An 18012-nucleotide genomic window follows, 5' to 3' on the forward strand; every position below is an offset into this window, starting at 1 on the left:
TGCTACTTCAGCTGCGAGGGTGATGTGCCGTATTGGCGCTTGAACGCGGCGCTGAAGCTGCTGGTGTGCGCGTAGCCGGCGATGGTGGCTGCCACATCCACGGGCACGCGCTGCCGCAGCAGTGCCTGGCGGGCGCGTTCCAGCCGCAGCTCACGCTGGTAGTTGGCGATGCTTTGACCATGGCAATGCTGGAAGCCTCGCTGCAGGTCCACCGCATTGGTGCCGAGCTGGCGCGCCATCTGCGCGATGCTCAGTGTGTCGGCCTCTCCACTTTGCAACCAATGCTGCAGGCGGGTGACGCAGCGCTGCAGGTGTGCACCCAAAGGCTTTTCGCTGCCTTCGCTGGCCAGTGTTTGCAGCACGTCGGCCGCCAGCTCCAGGGCAAAGCTTTCCTGCTGCAATCGGCGCAGCAATGGCAGCGAACCGGTCCTGTTCTCCAGCAGTTGCGCCGCCCGCTGCAACAACGGCGCCGGTGGCCGCCATGCATGGTTGTCGGCGTGGCCATTACAAACGCGTGCCAATCGGGCGCTGCCGCTTGAATCGGCCTGCAGCTGCCGCCGCAACCAGTCACCGCTGAGGTGCAGGCTGACCTTGCCTTCCTGTCGCCCGGCCTGCCAATGGCGCTGGAAGCTTTCTTCCTCACGCAGGTGGACAAGCATGGTCGGCATGCGCCGATGGTTGCCCTCCAGCCGCAAGCGATGCCTGCCGATGGCAACGTCGGCCTCGCCATCCACCAGGAAGCCGGCAGTGATGCCCGGTGCCAGACGGTTGTGGCTGCAGCCTCCCACCATGTCGCGGCTACGGCTCAGGTAGAGCGACACGCCATCGTCCAGCGCGTGCACCTGCTGCCAGCCGGCCAGCACCGGCGTGGCGTCGGCCATGCCGGCATCGAAATCAACCTGCCCGCCCAGCGCGTTTGCTGCGGTCATTAGTTCGGCGCAGGTGAAAACCTGCATGCAGGGCATCCCGGAATTTGGTCCTGGCGCTCTCAACCGGTCATTGCAACGCCTGGCTGAGCTTCTCAGCCGGCGTCATGAAGTCCAATGTCTGTCGCGGACGTTGATTCAATCGTAACGCAACTTTGTTCAGTTCCGCCTGCGAGTAGACCGACAGATCCGTTCCATTGGGGAAGTACTGGCGTAGCAACCCGTTGGTGTTCTCGTTGCTGCCGCGCTGCCAGGGGCTCTGTGGATCACAGAAGTACACGGCCACCTGCGTGGCGATCGTGAAGTCGCGGTGGCTGGCCATTTCCATGCCGCGATCCCATGTCAGTGATTTTCGCAGGCGCGCTGGCAGACGACGCACCTGACGACTCAGCGCACTGACCACGCTTTGCGTGTCCTTCCCATCGACTTTGACAAGCATCGTGAAGCGCGAGTGTCGCTCCACCAGCGTGGCAATGTGGCTGTTCCTGGCACCACTGAGCAGGTCGCCCTCCCAGTGGCCGGGCACGGCCCGATCCGATACGTCGGCAGGTCTGTCGCGGATGGAAACGGCGTCCCTGATACCGCCTCGTGGCTGGCGTGTGGCCTTCTGCGAGCGGCGCATCAGGCGATGGGTGCGCAGATGAGCCACCAGCTCCTTCTTCAGCACGCCACGCGCCTGGATGAACAGGCTCCGGTAAATGGTCTCGTGCGACACCTGATGTGTCTCGTCATGAGGAAAATGCCGCTTCAGCCAGCGGGCTATCTGCTGGGGCGACCATTGCAGCGAAAGCTTGCCTGCTACCCGCCGCCGCAGTGTGCCATATCGGGCCAGACGGCAAGGCTTCGGGCGACGGGCGTTATCCCAGGCGCGCTCATCGGCCCACGTCGCGCGATACCCCTTGATGCCGCCGTGGCGCCTCACCTCGCGACTGACGGTAGACGTTGGTCGCCCCAAGCGCCTGGCAATCTCGCTCAGGGAAAGGCTGCCTGCCAGGCCGCGCGAGATCTCTTCACGCTCATGTAGCGTCAGCGTACGAGGCGAGCGCGTGCGAGGCGCTGGAGCGATACCGCCTCGCGAGGCGAGCACACCCCATACCGAAGCCGGATGTTTGCCCAGATCACGGGCAATCTCGCTGCACGAAGCACCTTCTCGCCAGCGCATCCACAGTGCCTGCTTCTGCGCCAATGACAATCCAGGTCGACCCATCATCGCACTTGCCCTCCCGGTCAGCAGCAACACCTATGATGTTGCATCGACCGGTTGAGAGCGCCCTGCCTAAATTTTCCTTCGCTGCGCCTAAACTTTCAATGGTATTGATAACTATTCTTATTTGAGGGTTCGCGTATGGGCGCCTCTTCCCCGTATTCAGTGAAGGCAAGTGGCAATGGGTTTGACGATCAAGCAGGCGGCCGTGGTCCGCGCCGTCTTCCATGATGAAGTCAGCGCGGACGAGATCCGCCACTGGCTGCAGCGTGTGGAGGATTTGATCGCGGCCGCCACGCCGTTCTACTTCATCGCCAGCACCGTACCCGGCGCCAGCTTCAGCGACGATTACCGCGCCATCCAGGCGGTCTGGTACAAGCAGCACAAGCCCGCCTTCCGTGTTTACTGCAAGGGCCTGGTGCGCGTTGCCAGCAGCACCGCCGAGCAGCAGAGGCTGGATACACCGGCCCTGCATGCGGCCTGGGGCGTGCCCTATTACGTCACCATCGACGACGCCGATGGCATGCGCTGGGTCGGCCAACAGCTGGAGCAGGTCGATGCGCACTGAACACGGCGCGGCCTCCCGTTTCGGCCTTGGCGTCATCGTGGCGCTGTACATGGCACATGCGCTGCCGCTGTATTTCTACAACGTGGCGGTACCGGCCATCCTGCGCAGCCAGGGCGTGGATCTGCGCTGGATCGGCATGTTGTCGCTGCTGTACCTGCCGTGGGCATTCAAGTTCCTGTGGGCGCCGCTGGTGGACCGCTGGCACCTGCCTGCCCTGGGCCGTCGCCGCAGTTGGTTGTGGCTGACCCAGTTGTTGTTGCTGGTCGGCATCCTGGTACTGGCCTTCACCGGCCTGGACCATAGCCTGACCGTGTTCGTGCTGGTCGGCATGTGGATCTCCACCATCGCCGCCACCCAGGACATCGCCATCGATGGCTATACGGTGGAAGCACTGGCACCGGCCGAGCACCGCCTGGGCAGCATGGCGCAGAGCGTGGGCGTGGCGCTGGGCAGCATGGTCGGCGGCGCAGGCGTGCTGTGGCTGTACGAAACCCGCGGCTGGAACGTGGCCCTGCTCAGCCTGGCGGCGATGAGTGCGCTCACCCTGCTCGCCGTACAGCAGATCAACGAGGTGCCGCGCCCGGCGGCCAGCCAGCGGCCGAGCGTTCTGCGTGCGCTGCGCCGGCCTGAGCTGCGCTGGGCGCTGCTGCTGATCGTGCTGTATCGCATGGTGGAAGCACCGGCGATGGCGATGATCAATCCGCTGCTGGTCGACCAGGAGTGGAGCCTGACCGAGATCGGCCTGCTGATTTCGGTGGGCGGTGCCGGCGTTGGTTTGCTGGCTGCCATCGGCGCGGCCTGGCTGCTCAAGCAGCGCAGTGCCGAACAACTGCTGATGCACGCCGGTTGGTGGCGCACGCTGCTGTATGTGCTGCTGGCCGGCCTGCTGTACAGCGGTGTGCTTGCCTCCTCGCAGTTTGGGCTGGGCGTGCTGGTGATCGCCCTGCTCGCCCTGCGTTACGTCGCCATGACCAGCCTGTATGCCTTGTTCATGCGGCTCAGCTCGCGCGAGCAGGCCGGTACCGATTTCACCTTGCTGGTGTGCTTCGAGCTGCTGATCTTCTTCATCGGTGGTGCCTTGTCCGGCTTCCTCGCCAAAGGCCTGGGTTACCCCGCTTATTACGTGGCGCTGGCGATCGTCTCCGCGCTTGGGCTGCTGTTGTGCCGGCCGCTGCTGCGCCGCTTCGCGCCCTCTCCTTCTTCTCCCTGATACGTTCCGAGGACACCATGCGGCATACCGCAGCAACGCTTCCGCTCGCCCTGCTGAGCCTGGCCATCAGTGGCCAGCTGGCAGCACAGGCCAACACCACCAGCGGCACCCGCCAGCTGGATGCAGTCAGCGTCACCGCCGTGCGCGGTGCGCGCAGCGTGGCCGAGATCGCCGGCACCGTGTACGCCATCGAGCGCGAGCAGATCGCCCAGCAGACCGCTGCCGGCCGCAGCACCGCCGACATACTCGGCCAGCTGGTGCCGTCACTGGCACCGGCCAGTGGCACCACCAGCAACTACGGCATGACCATGCGTGGCCGCAGCGTGCAGGTGATGATCGATGGCGTGCCGCTGACCGGCGCACGCGATGGCTCGCGCCAGCTCAACAGCATCTCGCCGACGATGATCGAGCGCATCGAGGTGATCTCCGGTGCCACCGCGTTGTACGGCGCCGGTGCCAGCGGCGGCATCATCAACATCATCACCCTGCAGCCGGGCGATGCGCCGGTGCAGCTGGCCAGCCAGCTCGGCCTGCGCACGCCTTCGGATGTATCCAGCGACAACCTGGCCTGGAATGCCGCGCAGACCATGACCGTGCGCGGTGACAGCTTCAGCGGTGCCTTCGGTATCGCCTACGGCCGCCAGGGCGCATCGCTGGATGCGCATGGCCGCCGTATCGGTCCGGAGATCGCCCAGACCGACCGTCAGGACACCGAGACCAAGGAACTCAACGCGCGCCTGGAGTGGGCGCTTACCCCGGCCCAGCAGCTCAGCGTAGGCCTGCGTTGGTATGACGACCAGCAGGACAGCGACTACGGCCCGGATTACGGCCCGCGCCTGGCCGTACTGTTCAACCCCGCTTTCCAGCCCAGCCACAACGCCGTCGATGGCCTGCAGTTGAACGCACAGCCACGCACCCGCCACCAGGGCATCAATGCGCAGTACCGCAACCGCGATGTGTTCGGCGGCCAGGAGCTGAGCGTGGAAGCCTATTACCGCAATGAGCAGGGCCGCTGGTTCCCGTCGGTATCGACGCTGGTGCATCCGGCGCTGCCGGGCGGCTATGCCTATGTGGCCATGCAGTCCAATACCGACATTGACGTCTGGGGCCTGCGCAGCGCCCTGCACAAGAGTTTCGATATCGGCGGGCGCAGCCTGCAGCTGTCCTATGGCGTGGACCATGAGCGCGAAGAGGACAGCCAGCGCGGGCAGATGTACGACATCAACCGCTTCATCGCCAGCAACGGCCTGAACTACGTGCCGACCGCGCAATACGCGATGGGCCCGGATGTGCGCGTGGACACCACCGGCCTGTTCCTGCAGGCCGATCACGCGCTGAGCGAACGTTTCAGCGTGCAGGCCGGCGTGCGCCACCAGATCCTGCGCAACAATGTGGCCGATTCGCTGCCCTACACCGAGGCAATCACTGCCGACGCTGTGGCCGGCTATCAGCCGCAGCTGCTGGCCGGTGGCCGCGTGCGCCATTCGCAGACGCTGTTCAATGCCGGCGTGGTCTACAAGTTCAGCGATGCGCAGCAGTTGTTCGCCAACTTCTCGCAGGGTTTCAGCCTTCCCGATACGCAGCGCATGCTGCGCGACGTACCGGCCAACTTCGTCATCGACAGCCGCAACATCGGTCCGATCAAGGTCGACAACTACGAATTGGGCTGGCGCTTGAACAACACGCAGCTGCAGAGCGCAGTGACCGCGTTCTACAACCGCTCGGACAAGACCGTGCAGTTCAACCGCAACTACAGCGTGTCGGTAGCCGATACCGACGAGCGCGTCTACGGCGTGGAGGCCAACCTGCGCTATACGCCTACCGCGCAGCTGGAACTGGGTGCCAGCGTGGCCAGCACCCGCGGTCAGTACCGTGATGCCGCCGGCCAATGGCGTGAGCTCAACGCGTTCCGCGTATCGCCGTTGAAGGCAGGCGTGCATGGTCAGTGGCGCTTTGCCAACGATAGTCTGCTGCGCCTGCAGGGCCAGGCCGTCGGTGGCACTGATGATGCGTGGCGTGATGCGCAGCTGGCCTCGGCCAGCCCAAGCATCCGTGCGACGCCGGCGGCGAAAATCCGTGGCTATGCGGTGTTTGATCTGATTGGGGAGCTGCCGCTGGCTGGTGGGCGCTTCAGTGTTGGGGTCTACAACCTGGCGGACCGTGAGTACAAGACGGTGTATGGCCAACAGGCGGAAGCGACCTACGGCAAGATTTCCAGCGTGCCGGCGCAAGGGCGTACGTTTGGAGTTGGGTATCGGATCGAATACTGAGGCCTACGAGCACCAGGGACGCTGGTAGCCCCTCTCCCGTTTACGGGAGAGGGGTTGGGGTGAGGGGAAGCTTCTAGCAAGCAGACCCGTTGCTTTAAAAGCTCCCCTCATCCGCCCCTTCGGGGCACCTCGCTCCGCGCCCCGGCCCCGCGTAGCACGCGGGGCGTACGAACAGTCACGAGCCTTTGGCTCGTAAGCGCCTGTTCTTAACCCCGCGCGCGGGAGAAGGGACATTCAAGCTCCGCTTGGGCTGACTTACCGCTTTGCCGCCAAAATCCGCGTCAACAGGTCCGCCGTCCCCGCAATCCGCCGCAGATGCGGATAGCGCAGCCCTTCGCGGTAATCGATACGCACGGTGCGGAAGCTGTCCGCCTGCCGCACGATCAACTCGATCGGCGTGCCACTCTGCTTGCCATCAATCAGCGCCTGCTTGATCCGCCCGCCGCTGTAAGCCAAACCATTCACCGCAATAACCGTCACATCCTTGGCCAAACCTGCCTTGAAGGCCGGGCTGTCCCAACCAACCGCCTGCAGCACGCCATCGCTGCCGATCTTCAAACCCAAGGAATACTGCAGATCGGTAGCGCCATCGGCCTCGCCATCCGCAACCACAAGATTCGGCTGGTCATCGAAGTACAGCTCCCAACCTGCCGCCGCCAAACCATCCGGCGCCTTGCCATCGCGCGCATCCAGACGGCTACCGATGAAGGCATCCCAGTTGCCGGGCTGCACGGCTTCCAGGCCCTGCATCACATCGGCGCGGTCATACAGGCGGATCTCGCCCTGCTTGCCGCCCTGGTGGAAGCGCTTGGCGAAATCGTCCAGCGTGACCTTGCCTTTGGAAAGGCTGCGCAGGCGCGCATCCACCCCCAGCCACAACAGCGTGCTCTCGTTGTAGAACTCGAACGCACGCTGCCAGTCGGCCCAGGCCTGCGGCTTGGAATTGAAATCGAGGATGCCCTGGTGCACGGTGTCGTGCAGGTCGCGCCATTGCCGGCCCGGCTGGGTTGCGTAGTTGGCCTGCAGCTGGGCCAGCATCGCCATCGCGTAGTCCGGCTTCCACAGCCCTGAGCGCGCAGCCAACACTACCGCCCAGTACTGGGTCTGGCCTTCGTACATCCACAACTCGTCGTTGTGCATCGGCGCGTTGTAATGCGGCACCCAGGTTGGGCGCGGGCGCCAGGCCTTGCCTACCCATGCGTGCGCGTACTCGTGCGGCAGCAGGTCGTTGTCGAGGAAGGGGCGCTCGCCGCGCAGGTAGCCGTCGTGCATGCCGTTCTCGCTGCTCTGCGCATGCTCAAGGCCGATGCCGCTGAACACATCCGATACCGCCAGCAGGAAGTTGTAGCGGGTGTAAGGGCGTGAACCGAACACCGCATCGGCCTCGCGTACCAGCGCGCGGTGCGCATCCAGCACCTTGGCATCAGCCTGCAGGCCCTGCGGGTTCTCGCCAACCACGTCCAGCCACACCGGCTGTTTGGATGCCTCATCCAGCGCGAAGCGCTTGAAATACTGGCCAGCGAATACCGGCGAATCAATCAAGGTCATCAGCGACACCGGCGCGTACTGCTCGCTGCCGCCGCTGCGATGGGCCACATCGAGCGCGGTGCCGCTTTGCCAGCCGTCGGGCAAGCGCAGGCTCGGCTTTACCTGGATACCGCGTGCGTCATAGCCGGCCGGGTACAACAGCACGCGATGCCATTGCAGGTCGAGCATGTTCGGTGTCATCGCCACCCGGCCCTGGTCGCTGGCCGTCGGTGACAGGTACTGGAATTCGATATCGAGCGTGCTGACGCCCTCGGGCACCTGCAGCTGGAAGGCATACATGTCGCCGGAGTCGCGCGTCCACTGCAGCGTCTGGCCGTTGCCGCGGATTAGCAGCCCAGCGATCTGGTTGATCGGGCCGGTAGGCGCATGGTTGCCGGGTATCCACTGCGGATACCAGAGCGTCAGCTCACCGGCCGACACCGGAATGCGCTGATGGACTCGCTGGATGCGCCGCTGAACGTCGCTGGCATCCACCTCCAGCTCGATGACGCCTGGATAGCTTGCCTGCACCAGCATCGCCGCTGCCCGTGCATCCGGCGGCTGCGCCTGCAAGCACGCCAGCGGAGCAAAGCCCAGCACCATCGCCACCAACCACTTCCGTCCCTGCATCACGCCCCGCCCCTTGCCTGAAGTCTTCTCATCCTAGCCCGCCCGGCTTCAAACGGGCATCCGTCGCCAGACCAGGCAACGGTTGTTGGCCGGCATCGCCGCGTCCTCTTGCAGCTCCAGCTGCTGCGCGCGTGCCAGGGCATCGACCACCTCGAAATCACGGATGCCCGAGCGCGGATCGCGCGCCTTCAGCCAGCCATCGAAGTTGCGGTTGCTGTCGCTGGTGAAGGCGCCGTTGTAGTTGAACGGGCCATAGGCGATGAACAACGCATCGGGCGCCATCAGCGCCGGCAACCCGGCGAACAGCGCCTGCACTTCCTCCCAGCCCATGATGTGCAGGGTGTTGGCGCTGAACACGGCGTCGAAGCCAGCCACGCCGTCATGCAGCGGCAGCGGTGGCGAGGGCTGCAGGCCCGCGCCAACCACTGCCTGCAGTTCCAGCGGCGCGGGCGTGTTCGGCAGTGCCGCCTCGTCCAGCCACTGGCGTATCCCGGGCAGGTAGTCGCGGTGATCACTGGCCTGCCAGCGCAGCCACGGCATCGCGGCAGCGAAATGCACGGCGTGCTGGCCGGTGCCGCTGCCGATCTCCAGGACCGTGTGGGCCTGACCCAGATGCTGCTGCAGTACCTGCAGGATGGGCGCGCTGTTGCGCTCGCAGGATTCGGAGTACGGCTTGCTGCTCATCGTTCTGGGCCTCGGGATACGAAGCAGATTGTGCCGCAGTGCCTGTTTGGCGCCATGCATGACCATGGTCACTTGTGCGTGAACCCCCGCGCCACCGAGATTCAAGGGTCTTGTGCGATGCGCAGCATCGCTGGCTCTGGAGTTCCGCCCCTCATGCAACGCCGCCAGTTTCTTTCGCTCTCCGGCCTCGGCCTCGCCGGCTTCATGCTGCCCAATGCGCAACTGATTGCCGCCGAAGAATTATTGGCCCCGGCCGATGTGGCCAAGAAGAAGCTGCTGGCCGACACCGTGCTGGCGCTGGCCAAGCAGGGCGGTGCCAGTTACTGCGACGTGCGCATCGGTCGCTACCTCAACCAGGCCATCGTCACCCGCGAAGACAAGGTACAGAACGTCACCAACAGCGAGTCGGCCGGCGTCGGCATCCGCGTGATCGTCAATGGTGCCTGGGGCTTTGCCGCCAGCAACCAGTCCACGGCGCAGGGCGTAGCGGCCGCGGTGGCACAGGCGATTGCCATTGCCCGCGCCAACGCGAAGATCCAGACCAAGCCGGTGCAGCTGGCACCCACCCCGGGCGTGGGCGAGGTGCAGTGGAAGACGCCGATCCGCCAGAACGCGATGGCGGTACCGGTCAAGGACAAGGTGGATCTGCTGCTGTCGATCAATGCAGCGGCGATCAATGCCGGCGCCAACTTCATCAACTCGCAGCTGTTCCTGGTCAACGAGCAGAAGTACTTCGCCTCCAGCGATGGTTCGTGGATCGACCAGGATGTACACCGCATCTGGCTGCCATTCACCGCCACCGCCATCGACAAGGCCAGCGGCAAGGCCAGCGGCAAGTTCCGCACCCGCGCCGGGCTGTCGGCGCCTGCAGGCATGGGCTGGGAGTTCCTCGAAGGCAACGCCGCCGACAAGCATCAGCTGCCGGGTGGCGTGGTGGCCTACGGCCATTCCTATGACCCGGTCGAAGATGCCATCGCCGCCGCCAAACAGGCGCGTGCCAAGCTCACTGCGCCGTCGGTGAAGCCTGGCAAGTACGATCTGGTACTGGATCCATCCAACCTGTTCCTGACCATCCACGAGAACGTTGGCCATCCTTTGGAGCTGGACCGTGTGCTTGGCTACGAAGCCAACTACGCCGGCACCAGCTTCGCCACGCTGGACAAGCGCGAAGCGGGCTTCCGCTGGGGCAGCGACATAGTCAACTTCACCGCCGACAAGACCGTGCCTTACAGCCTCGGTGCGGTGGGCTATGACGATGAAGGGGTGAAGACCAAGCAGTGGGATCTGGTCAAGGACGGCATCCTGGTCAATTACCAGGCCACCCGCGACGAGGTGCATATCCTTGGTGAGAACGCCTCGCACGGCTGCAGCTATGCCGACTCGTGGAAGAGCGTGCAGTTCCAGCGCATGGCCAATGTGTCGCTGGCACCGGGCAAGACGCCGTTGACCCCGGCGCAGATGATCAAGAACGTGGAGAACGGCATCTACATCCACGGCCGTGGTTCGTACTCCATCGACCAGCAGCGCTACAACGCGCAGTTCGGTGGGCAGCTCTGCTACCAGATCAAGAACGGCGAGATTGCCGGCATGGTCGAGGATGCGGCCTACCAGATCCGCACGCCGGAGTTCTGGAATGCCTGCAGCGCGATCTGCGATGAGCGCGATTTCCGTATGGGCGGTTCGTTCTTTGACGGCAAGGGCCAGCCGGGGCAGGTGTCGGCGGTATCGCATGGTTCGGCGACCACGCGCTTTGATGGGGTGAACATCATCAATACGGCGCGGTCGTTGGGGTAAGGTGTAGAGCTGCCCTCACCCCAACCCCTCTCCCGCAAGCGGGAGAGGGGCTATCAGGTCGCAGGCTTGGCCGTGGACTCGCAGATCGCAGGCCTAGCCGTAGACACCCTTCTCCCGTCTACGGGAGAAGGTGCCCCGAAGGGGCGGATGAGGGGAAGCTTTCAGCGCGTCGTATACCCACCATTGACCAGGATCGTCTGCCCGGTCATCCACCAGCCCTCCGACACCAGGAAGCGCACCCACGGCACGATGTCCTCGATGTCGGTCAGCCCGGTCCTGGAGAACGGCGACAGCGCCGCCGCGGTCTTGTGGTAGGCCACCGCATCCGCACCCTCGGCCGGATAGAAGAACGAGGTATCCATCGGCCCCGGGCCAATCGCGGTCACTGAAATCCCACGTTCGCCAAATTCCTTGGCCGCCGCACGCGTGTAGTGCTCCACCGGTGCCTTGGTACCCGCATAGCTGGAATAGAACGGTGTGAATGCGCCCAGCAAGGACGTCACCAGCGTGCACACCTTGCCGTTGTCGGCGAGGTGGCGACCGGCTTCTTTCAGGAAGAAGAATGCGGTCTTGTTGTTCACCGCATCCATGGCGTCGAACTCGGCCTCGCTTATCTGCGTCATTGGCTTCTTCAGAACCTTGCCTACCGTGTTGATGGCAATGTCGATGCTGCCCAAGGCCTGCTTGGCATCACTGAACAGCTGCTCCATCGCCGCAGCCGAGGTCAGGTCGGCCTGGAACAGATGTGCATTGGCGCCGGCTGCGCGCACCGCTGCGGCGGTGGCCTCGGCCTCTGCACGCGCGGCCTCACTGTTGTAGTGGATGGCGACGCCGCTGGCGCCTTGGCGGGCGAAGTCGCGGGCCAACAGGCCGCCAAGGTTCTTGCCGCCGCCGGCAATGAGGACGGTCTTGCCGTGGATGCGATGGTCGGTCATGGCGAACTCCTGTGGCTTGGGGGAATGCCAACAGAGCCTATCGACTTGGTTTTCCGGATAAAGCCGGTCATTCTGACTTCACTTGTCGGCCTATCCGGACAATCGCCATGGATCGTATCGAGCTCTACCGCGTGTTCGTGCGGGTGGTGGACTGCGCCGGCTTCACCCGCGCCGCCGATCAGCTCAACCTGCCGCGCTCCACCGTGTCCGAAGCGGTACGCACGCTGGAACAGCGGTTGGGCACGCGGTTGCTCCACCGCACCACCCGCCAGGTAACGCCCACGCAGGATGGAATGCTGTTCCATGCCCGCTGCCAGCAGTTGATCGCCGACGTGGACGAAGCAGAGCAGTTGTTCCGGCAATCACCGCAGGCACTGAGTGGGCGGATCAAGGTAGATGTGCCCGGGCGCATCGGTCGCCTGATCATTGCTCCGGCGTTGCCTGGCTTCCTGCAGGCCTATCCACAGATCGATATTGAGCTTGGCATGACCGACCGCAGCGTCGACCTGATCGAGGACGGCGTGGATTGCGCGTTGCGGGTAGGTCCATTGCAGGACTCGCGACTGGTGGCGCGCAGCATGGGCCAGCTGCCGCTGATCAACGTGGCCAGCCCTGCGTATGTGGAGCGGCATGGACTTCCCACGCATCCTTCGCAGTTGGTTGCGCACTGGGGCGTGCTGTATGCCTCGCCCGGCAACGGCCGGGTCGAGGCCTGGGAATGGCGTGAGAACGGCGTACTGCGCAGCCAGCCACTTGCGGGACGTGTCACCGTCAACAGTGCCGAGGCCTATATCGCCTGCTGTGTTGCAGGCTTGGGGCTGATCCAGATTCCCGTCTATGACGTACGTGCCGAGCTGGCGGTTGGCAGCCTGCTGGAAGTGATGCCCGCGTATCGCGCAGATCCAATGCCGATGCATCTGCTGTTTCCGCACCGCCGCCATCCTTCGCAACGGCTGCGGGTGTTCGTGGATTGGTTGCAGCAGGTGTTGCTGGAGGTGGTTGGATGATTGGATGGTTTGCCTGCTCGCAGGCAAATCAAAAGCGTACACCTCCCCAGCCCTCCCCTTGGCCTATGGCCAAAGGGAGGGGGCGCACTCCCTCCCTTTCGCGCAGCGAAGGGGAGGGCTGGGGAGGGGTCGCCCTTCGCAGAAAGTCACAAAAATGTTGGCTCTTCCATGCCTAAAGTCACTACCGCTGCAAACACCTGCCCGCAAGAATCGAACAGTTCGCAGAACACCGCGAAGCCACCGTCGTTTGTTGCCGTAGCGCCCGCCTTGCGGGCCTTGCCCCGTGGAGAGCAGCCTTGCAGAGACGTGACTTCCTAGCCCTGACCGGGCTTACCGCTGGCGGCCTGATGGTGCCGTCCCTGTTTGGCAAGGCCATCGCCGCCGAACAACTGCTGACAGTGCTCGATCCGGCCCTGAAGAAGCGCCTGGCCGACGACGCGCTCAATGCCGCACGCGCCGCCGGCGCCACTTACTGCGATGTGCGCATTGGCCGCTACCTGCGCCAGTTCGTGATCACCCGCGAGGACAAGGTCCAGAACGTGGTGAATACCGAGTCCACCGGTACCGGCATCCGCGTCATCGTCAATGGTGCCTGGGGCTTTGCCGCCACCAATGACCTCAGCCCGGCCGGTGTGGTCAAGGCCGCGCAGCAGGCCGCCGCCATTGCCAAGGCCAATGCCAAGGTGCAGACCGCGCCGGTGCAGTTCGCCAAGGCACCGGGTTACGGCGAGGTCAGCTGGCGCACGCCGATCAAGAAGAACGCGATGGAAGTGCCGATCAAGGACAAGGCCGATCTGCTGCTGGGCGTGAATGCCGCCGCCATCGGCGCCGGCGCCAGCTTCGTCAATTCGATGCTGTTCCTGGTCAACGAACAGAAGTACTTCGCTTCCACCGACGGCTCCTACATCGACCAGGACGTGCACCGCATCTGGGCACCGATGACGGTCACCGCCATCGACAAGGCCAGCGGCAAGTTCCGCACCCGCGCCGGTCTGTCCTCGCCGATGGGCCTGGGCTACGAATACCTGGATGGCGACGCCTCCGGCAAGACCGTGCTGCCCAATGGCGTCACCGTCTACGGCCAGTCCTATGACATGCGCGAAGACGCCATCGCCGCCGCCAAGCAGACCCAGGAAAAGCTCAAGGCACCGTCGGTCAAGCCGGGCAAGTACGATCTGGTCCTGGACCCGTCGCACACCTGGCTGACCATCCACGAAGCCGTCGGCCATCCGCTGGAACTGGACCGCGTGCTCGGCTACGAAGCCAACTACGCCGGCACCAGCTTCGCCACCCTGGACAAGCGCGAGCAGCGCTTCCAGTACGGCAGCGACAAGGTCAACATCTTCGCCGACAAGGTGCAGCCGGGCTCACTGGGCGCCGTTGCCTACGACGATGAAGGCGTGAAGACCAAGCGCTGGCCGCTGATCAGCGACGGCAAGCTGGTCGACTACCAGACCATCCGTGACCAGGCGCATATCCTCGGCAAGACCGAGTCCGATGGCTGCTGCTACGCCGACTCCTGGTCCAGCGTGCAGTTCCAGCGCATGGCCAATGTGTCGCTGGCGCCGGGCAAGACCCCGCTGTCGGTGGCTGACATGATCAAGAACGTCGAGAACGGCATCTACATCATCGGTGACGGTTCGTTCTCCATCGACCAGCAGCGTTACAACGCGCAGTTCGGCGGCCAGCTGTTCTATGAAATCAAGAACGGCCAGATCACCCGCATGCTCGAGGACGTGGCCTACCAGATCCGCACCCCGGAATTCTGGAACGCCTGCAGCGCCATCGCCGACGAACGCGACTACCGCCTGGGCGGTTCGTTCTTCGACGGCAAGGGCCAGCCAGGCCAGGTCTCGGCCGTGTCGCACGGCTCGTCCACCGCCCGTTTCGACGGCATCAACGTCATCAATACCGCGCGCAGCCTCGGCTGATCGTCAAGGAGCTTCTGAACCATGAGCATCTTCACCGAACAGGAAGCCAAGGCCATCCTGGACAAGGTCATCGCGCTGTCCAAGGCCGATGAATGCACCGCCACGCTGGCCGGCTCGGTCGACGGCAACATCCGTTTCGCGCTGAACAACGTCTCCACCAGCGGCATCGTCAGCAACGCCGAACTGGCCGTGCAGGTCGCCTTCGGCAAGCGTGTTGGCACCGCCTCGATCAACGAGTTCGACGACGCTTCACTGGAGCGCGTGGTACGCCGTGCCGAAGACCTGGCCAAGCTGGCGCCGGAGAATCCGGAATTCATGCCGGCCATCGGCAAACAGCAGTACCGCTCGACCCCGACCTTCAGCGAATCAACCGCGGCAATCACCCCGGACTTCCGCGCACAGGTGGCAGCAGACTCCATCGCGCCCTGCCGTGGCCACGGCCTGATCGCTGCCGGCTTCCTGGAGGACGGCAACGGATTCGTTGCCATCGCCAACAGCAACGGCAACTTCGGTTACCAGAAGACCACCAACTTCAACTACACCTGCACCGTGCGTACCGAAGACGGTCGCGGCTCGGGCTGGGTGGGCCGCAACCTCGCCAACGCCGCCGACTTCAAGGCCGACCAGGACATCGAGATCGCCAAGCGCAAGGCCACCGAATCGGCCGAAGCCAAGGCACTGGAGCCGGGCAAGTACACGGTGATCCTGGAGCCGGCGGCCGCCGCTGGCCTGATCAGCTTCATGATGAATTTCTTCAGTGCACGCTCGGCCGATGAAGGCCGCAGCTTCCTGTCCAAGAAGGGCGGCGGCAACAAGTTGGGCGAGCAGGTCTACGACAGCAAGGTCAACCTGTTCGCCGATCCGTGGCATCCGGATGCAGCGGTGCTGCCATGGGACGGCGAAGGCATGCCGCGCGAGCGCATCGCCATCATCGAGGACGGCAAGGTCGCCAACCTGGATTACTCGCGCTACTGGGCACAGAAGCAGGGCAAGACCGCCAAGGCCAGCGCCGGCAACCTGCTGATGAGCGGCGGCACCAAGTCGATCGCCGAGCTGGTGCGTGGCACCGAAAAGGGCATCCTGGTCACCCGCACCTGGTACATCCGCATGGTCGACCCGCAGACCGTGCTGCTGACCGGCCTGACCCGTGACGGCACCTTCTACATCGAGAACGGCCAGATCAAGCATCCGGTGAAGAACTTCCGCTTCAACGAATCGCCGGTGATCATGCTCAACAACATCGACGAGCTGGGCAAGCCGGTGCGCGTGGCCGGTGACGAGTCCAGCTTCGTGATGATGATCCCGCCGATGAAGCTGCGTGACTTTACGTTCACGTCGCTGTCGGATGCGGTGTAAGGGCTTTTAGCTCTGGCTTTTAGCTCTGGCTTTTAGCTCTGGCTTTTAGCTCTGGCTTTTGGCTCTGGCTTTTGGCTTTTGGCTTTAGCAGTTGCACTTGCTCCATCCCTTCTCCCGCCTGCGGGAGAAGGTGCCCCGAAGGGGCGGATGAGGGGAAGCTCTTGCTCCACGTGCTTTAGGAGCACCCTCACCCCAACCCCTCTCCCGCACGCGGGAGAGGGGCTTTCAGCATCCTGAGATTTTCGCCTTTGTCCTCACCCCGTCTGACGCGAGCGCAATTCCTTCACCTGCTGCTGGGCGGCGCGGTGAGCGCCGCCTTGCCGGGTATCGCGCGGGCGCAGGCCAGCCGCTACGACTTCTGGTTCACCCGCCTGCGCTACGACTCCGGCGACTGGGACGTGGACGCGCGCATGCCGTCCAACCTGATCACCTCGCTGGTCGATTACACAACGCTGCGCGTGGACCCCAAGGAACACGTTATCGCGCTGTCCGACCCGAAGATGCTGGCCGCACCGTTCTGCTACCTGGCCGGCCACAAGCTGGTCGAGTTCAATCCGGAAGAACGCCGCAACTTCGAACGCTATGTGCGCAACGGTGGCTTTGTCTTCGTCGATGACTGCAACCACGACATCGACGGCCTGTTCGCCACCTCCTTCGAAGCACAGATGCGCAGCATCTTCGGCGCAAACGCAATGAAGAAACTGCCCAACACCCATGCGATCTACAACAGCTTCTTCAAGTTCCCCGAGGGCCCACCGGCCACCGGCTTCGAACTCAACGGCTGGGGTGATGACCTGGTCCACGACTACCTCAAGGGCATCGAGATCGATGGCCGGCTGGGCGTGCTCTACAGCAACAAGGACTACGGCTGCGAATGGGACTACGACTGGCGCAACAAACGCTTCCTGGCCGAAGACAACACCAAATTCGGCGTGAACATCGTGATGTACGCACTGACGCACTGACCCCACAGGTGACCGCATGACCGCCCCCGATCTTGACTCCTTGCTGCCGCGCTTGAACGAGCTGCGCAGCGCGCTCGCACAGGCCGTGGTCGGCCAGCACGAGGTTGTCGAACAACTGCTGATCGGCCTGCTGGCCGGTGGCCACTGCCTGCTCGAAGGAGCACCCGGCCTGGGCAAAACACTGCTTGTCCGCTCCCTCGGCCAAGCGCTCGAGCTGCAGTTCCGGCGTGTGCAGTTCACCCCGGACCTGATGCCCAGCGACATCCTCGGCACCGAACTGCTGGAAGAAGACCATGGCACCGGCAAGCGCGCGTTCCGCTTCCAGCAGGGCCCGATCTTCACCAACCTGCTGCTGGCCGACGAACTCAATCGCACCCCGCCCAAGACCCAGGCCGCGCTGCTGGAAGCGATGCAGGAACGCACTGTCAGCTACGCCGGTACGACCTACGCCCTGCCCTCGCCGTTCTTCGTGCTGGCCACGCAGAACCCGATCGAGCAGGCCGGCACCTATCCGCTGCCGGAAGCGCAGCTGGACCGCTTCTTGCTGCACGTCCGCGTCGATTACCCGAGCGAAACCGAAGAACGCGACATCCTCGCCCAGACCACCGGCAGCCACAGCGGCGCCGTGCCCAAGGTGATGGACGCAGATGCGGTGAAGGCCCTGCAGCTGGCAGTGCGCGATGTGCACATCAGCCCCGATCTGCTCAGCTGGATCACCCGCCTGGTCCGCGCCAGTCGCCCCGGTGATGGCGCACCGACAGAAGTGAACAACTGGATCAAATGGGGTGCCGGCCCGCGCGCCGGCCAGTCACTGGTACTGGCGGCGAAGGCACGCGCCCTGCTGCAAGGTCGCTTCGCCGCCACCCGCGAGGATGTGCAGGCATTGGCCGCGCCAGTGATGCGTCATCGCCTGCTGCTGTCGTTCGCTGCCGAGGCCGAGCACAAGAGTGCCGATGATGTGATTGCCGCGCTGCTGCGCGCGGTGCCGTTCCCCGCCTGATACGA

The 18012-nt window shown here is 64.2% G+C and carries 14 protein-coding genes; 9 read left to right on the forward strand and 5 right to left on the reverse strand.

The features are described 5' to 3' along the window. Nucleotides 1-2: 2 nt before the first annotated feature. Together Q5Z11_RS20185 and Q5Z11_RS20190 are read right to left on the reverse strand one after the other, a co-directional pair. On the reverse strand, nucleotides 3-956 hold the full coding sequence (locus Q5Z11_RS20185) for a helix-turn-helix domain-containing protein (RefSeq protein ID WP_303748050.1): 954 nt from the start codon (nucleotides 954-956) through the stop codon (nucleotides 3-5). A 40-nt stretch (nucleotides 957-996) separates the two neighbouring features. Then, nucleotides 997-2136 (reverse strand): IS30 family transposase, encoded by a 1140-nt coding sequence (locus Q5Z11_RS20190; protein ID WP_164170565.1) that lies wholly within the window; start codon nucleotides 2134-2136, stop codon nucleotides 997-999. A 175-nt stretch (nucleotides 2137-2311) separates the two neighbouring features. Between Q5Z11_RS20190 and Q5Z11_RS20195 the strand changes: the two genes are divergently transcribed. Genes Q5Z11_RS20195 through Q5Z11_RS20205 form a run of 3 tightly spaced genes read left to right on the forward strand, consistent with a single transcriptional unit; the run spans nucleotide 2312 to nucleotide 6178 of the window. Further along, complete coding sequence (locus Q5Z11_RS20195; RefSeq protein WP_303748051.1) at nucleotides 2312-2698, forward strand: hypothetical protein; 387 nt, start codon at nucleotides 2312-2314, stop codon at nucleotides 2696-2698. Beyond that, nucleotides 2688-3908, forward strand: a complete 1221-nt coding sequence (locus Q5Z11_RS20200) for an MFS transporter (RefSeq protein WP_303748052.1) — start codon at nucleotides 2688-2690, stop codon at nucleotides 3906-3908. The genes Q5Z11_RS20195 and Q5Z11_RS20200 overlap by 11 nt, the downstream gene beginning before the upstream one ends. Nucleotides 3909-3925: 17 nt before the next feature. Further along, nucleotides 3926-6178, forward strand: a complete 2253-nt coding sequence (locus Q5Z11_RS20205) for a TonB-dependent receptor (RefSeq protein WP_303748053.1) — start codon at nucleotides 3926-3928, stop codon at nucleotides 6176-6178. Nucleotides 6179-6433: 255 nt separating this feature from the next. On the opposite strand, the gene Q5Z11_RS20210 is transcribed toward Q5Z11_RS20205, so the two are convergent. Both Q5Z11_RS20210 and Q5Z11_RS20215 read right to left on the reverse strand, forming a co-directional pair. Beyond that, nucleotides 6434-8335 carry a M61 family metallopeptidase gene (locus Q5Z11_RS20210; protein ID WP_303748054.1) on the reverse strand — a complete coding sequence of 634 codons (1902 nt, stop codon included), beginning with the start codon at nucleotides 8333-8335 and terminating at the stop codon, nucleotides 6434-6436. A 48-nt stretch (nucleotides 8336-8383) separates the two neighbouring features. Further along, complete coding sequence (locus Q5Z11_RS20215) at nucleotides 8384-9019, reverse strand: DUF938 domain-containing protein (protein ID WP_303748055.1); 636 nt, start codon at nucleotides 9017-9019, stop codon at nucleotides 8384-8386. A gap of 153 nt (nucleotides 9020-9172) precedes the next feature. Here Q5Z11_RS20215 and Q5Z11_RS20220 point away from each other — a divergent pair, with 153 nt between their 5' ends. Beyond that, nucleotides 9173-10813 carry a TldD/PmbA family protein gene (locus Q5Z11_RS20220; protein ID WP_303748056.1) on the forward strand — a complete coding sequence of 547 codons (1641 nt, stop codon included), beginning with the start codon at nucleotides 9173-9175 and terminating at the stop codon, nucleotides 10811-10813. Between the two features lie 161 nt (nucleotides 10814-10974). On the opposite strand, the gene Q5Z11_RS20225 is transcribed toward Q5Z11_RS20220, so the two are convergent. Beyond that, nucleotides 10975-11748, reverse strand: a complete 774-nt coding sequence (locus tag Q5Z11_RS20225; protein WP_303748057.1) for an SDR family oxidoreductase — start codon at nucleotides 11746-11748, stop codon at nucleotides 10975-10977. A 107-nt stretch (nucleotides 11749-11855) separates the two neighbouring features. Here Q5Z11_RS20225 and Q5Z11_RS20230 point away from each other — a divergent pair, with 107 nt between their 5' ends. From Q5Z11_RS20230 to Q5Z11_RS20250, 5 genes are all read left to right on the forward strand, one after another. Continuing rightward, the gene (locus tag Q5Z11_RS20230) at nucleotides 11856-12755 is read left to right on the forward strand and encodes a LysR family transcriptional regulator (protein ID WP_303748058.1); all 900 of its coding nucleotides are present in this window, start codon (nucleotides 11856-11858) and stop codon (nucleotides 12753-12755) included. A gap of 296 nt (nucleotides 12756-13051) precedes the next feature. Continuing rightward, a complete protein-coding gene (locus Q5Z11_RS20235) occupies nucleotides 13052-14686 on the forward strand; it encodes a TldD/PmbA family protein (protein ID WP_303748059.1) in 1635 nt (544 codons plus the stop codon). A gap of 21 nt (nucleotides 14687-14707) precedes the next feature. Further along, the gene (locus tag Q5Z11_RS20240; protein WP_303748060.1) at nucleotides 14708-16042 is read left to right on the forward strand and encodes a TldD/PmbA family protein; all 1335 of its coding nucleotides are present in this window, start codon (nucleotides 14708-14710) and stop codon (nucleotides 16040-16042) included. A gap of 263 nt (nucleotides 16043-16305) precedes the next feature. Beyond that, nucleotides 16306-17007, forward strand: coding sequence for a DUF4159 domain-containing protein (locus tag Q5Z11_RS20245; RefSeq protein ID WP_293712417.1), 702 nt, complete (start codon nucleotides 16306-16308; stop codon nucleotides 17005-17007). A 16-nt stretch (nucleotides 17008-17023) separates the two neighbouring features. Continuing rightward, on the forward strand, nucleotides 17024-18007 hold the full coding sequence (locus Q5Z11_RS20250) for an AAA family ATPase (RefSeq protein WP_303748062.1): 984 nt from the start codon (nucleotides 17024-17026) through the stop codon (nucleotides 18005-18007). Nucleotides 18008-18012 lie beyond the last annotated feature (5 nt).

It is taken from the genome of Stenotrophomonas sp. 610A2, from assembly GCF_030549615.1.
Taxonomy (GTDB): Bacteria; Pseudomonadota; Gammaproteobacteria; order Xanthomonadales; family Xanthomonadaceae; genus Stenotrophomonas; species Stenotrophomonas pigmentata.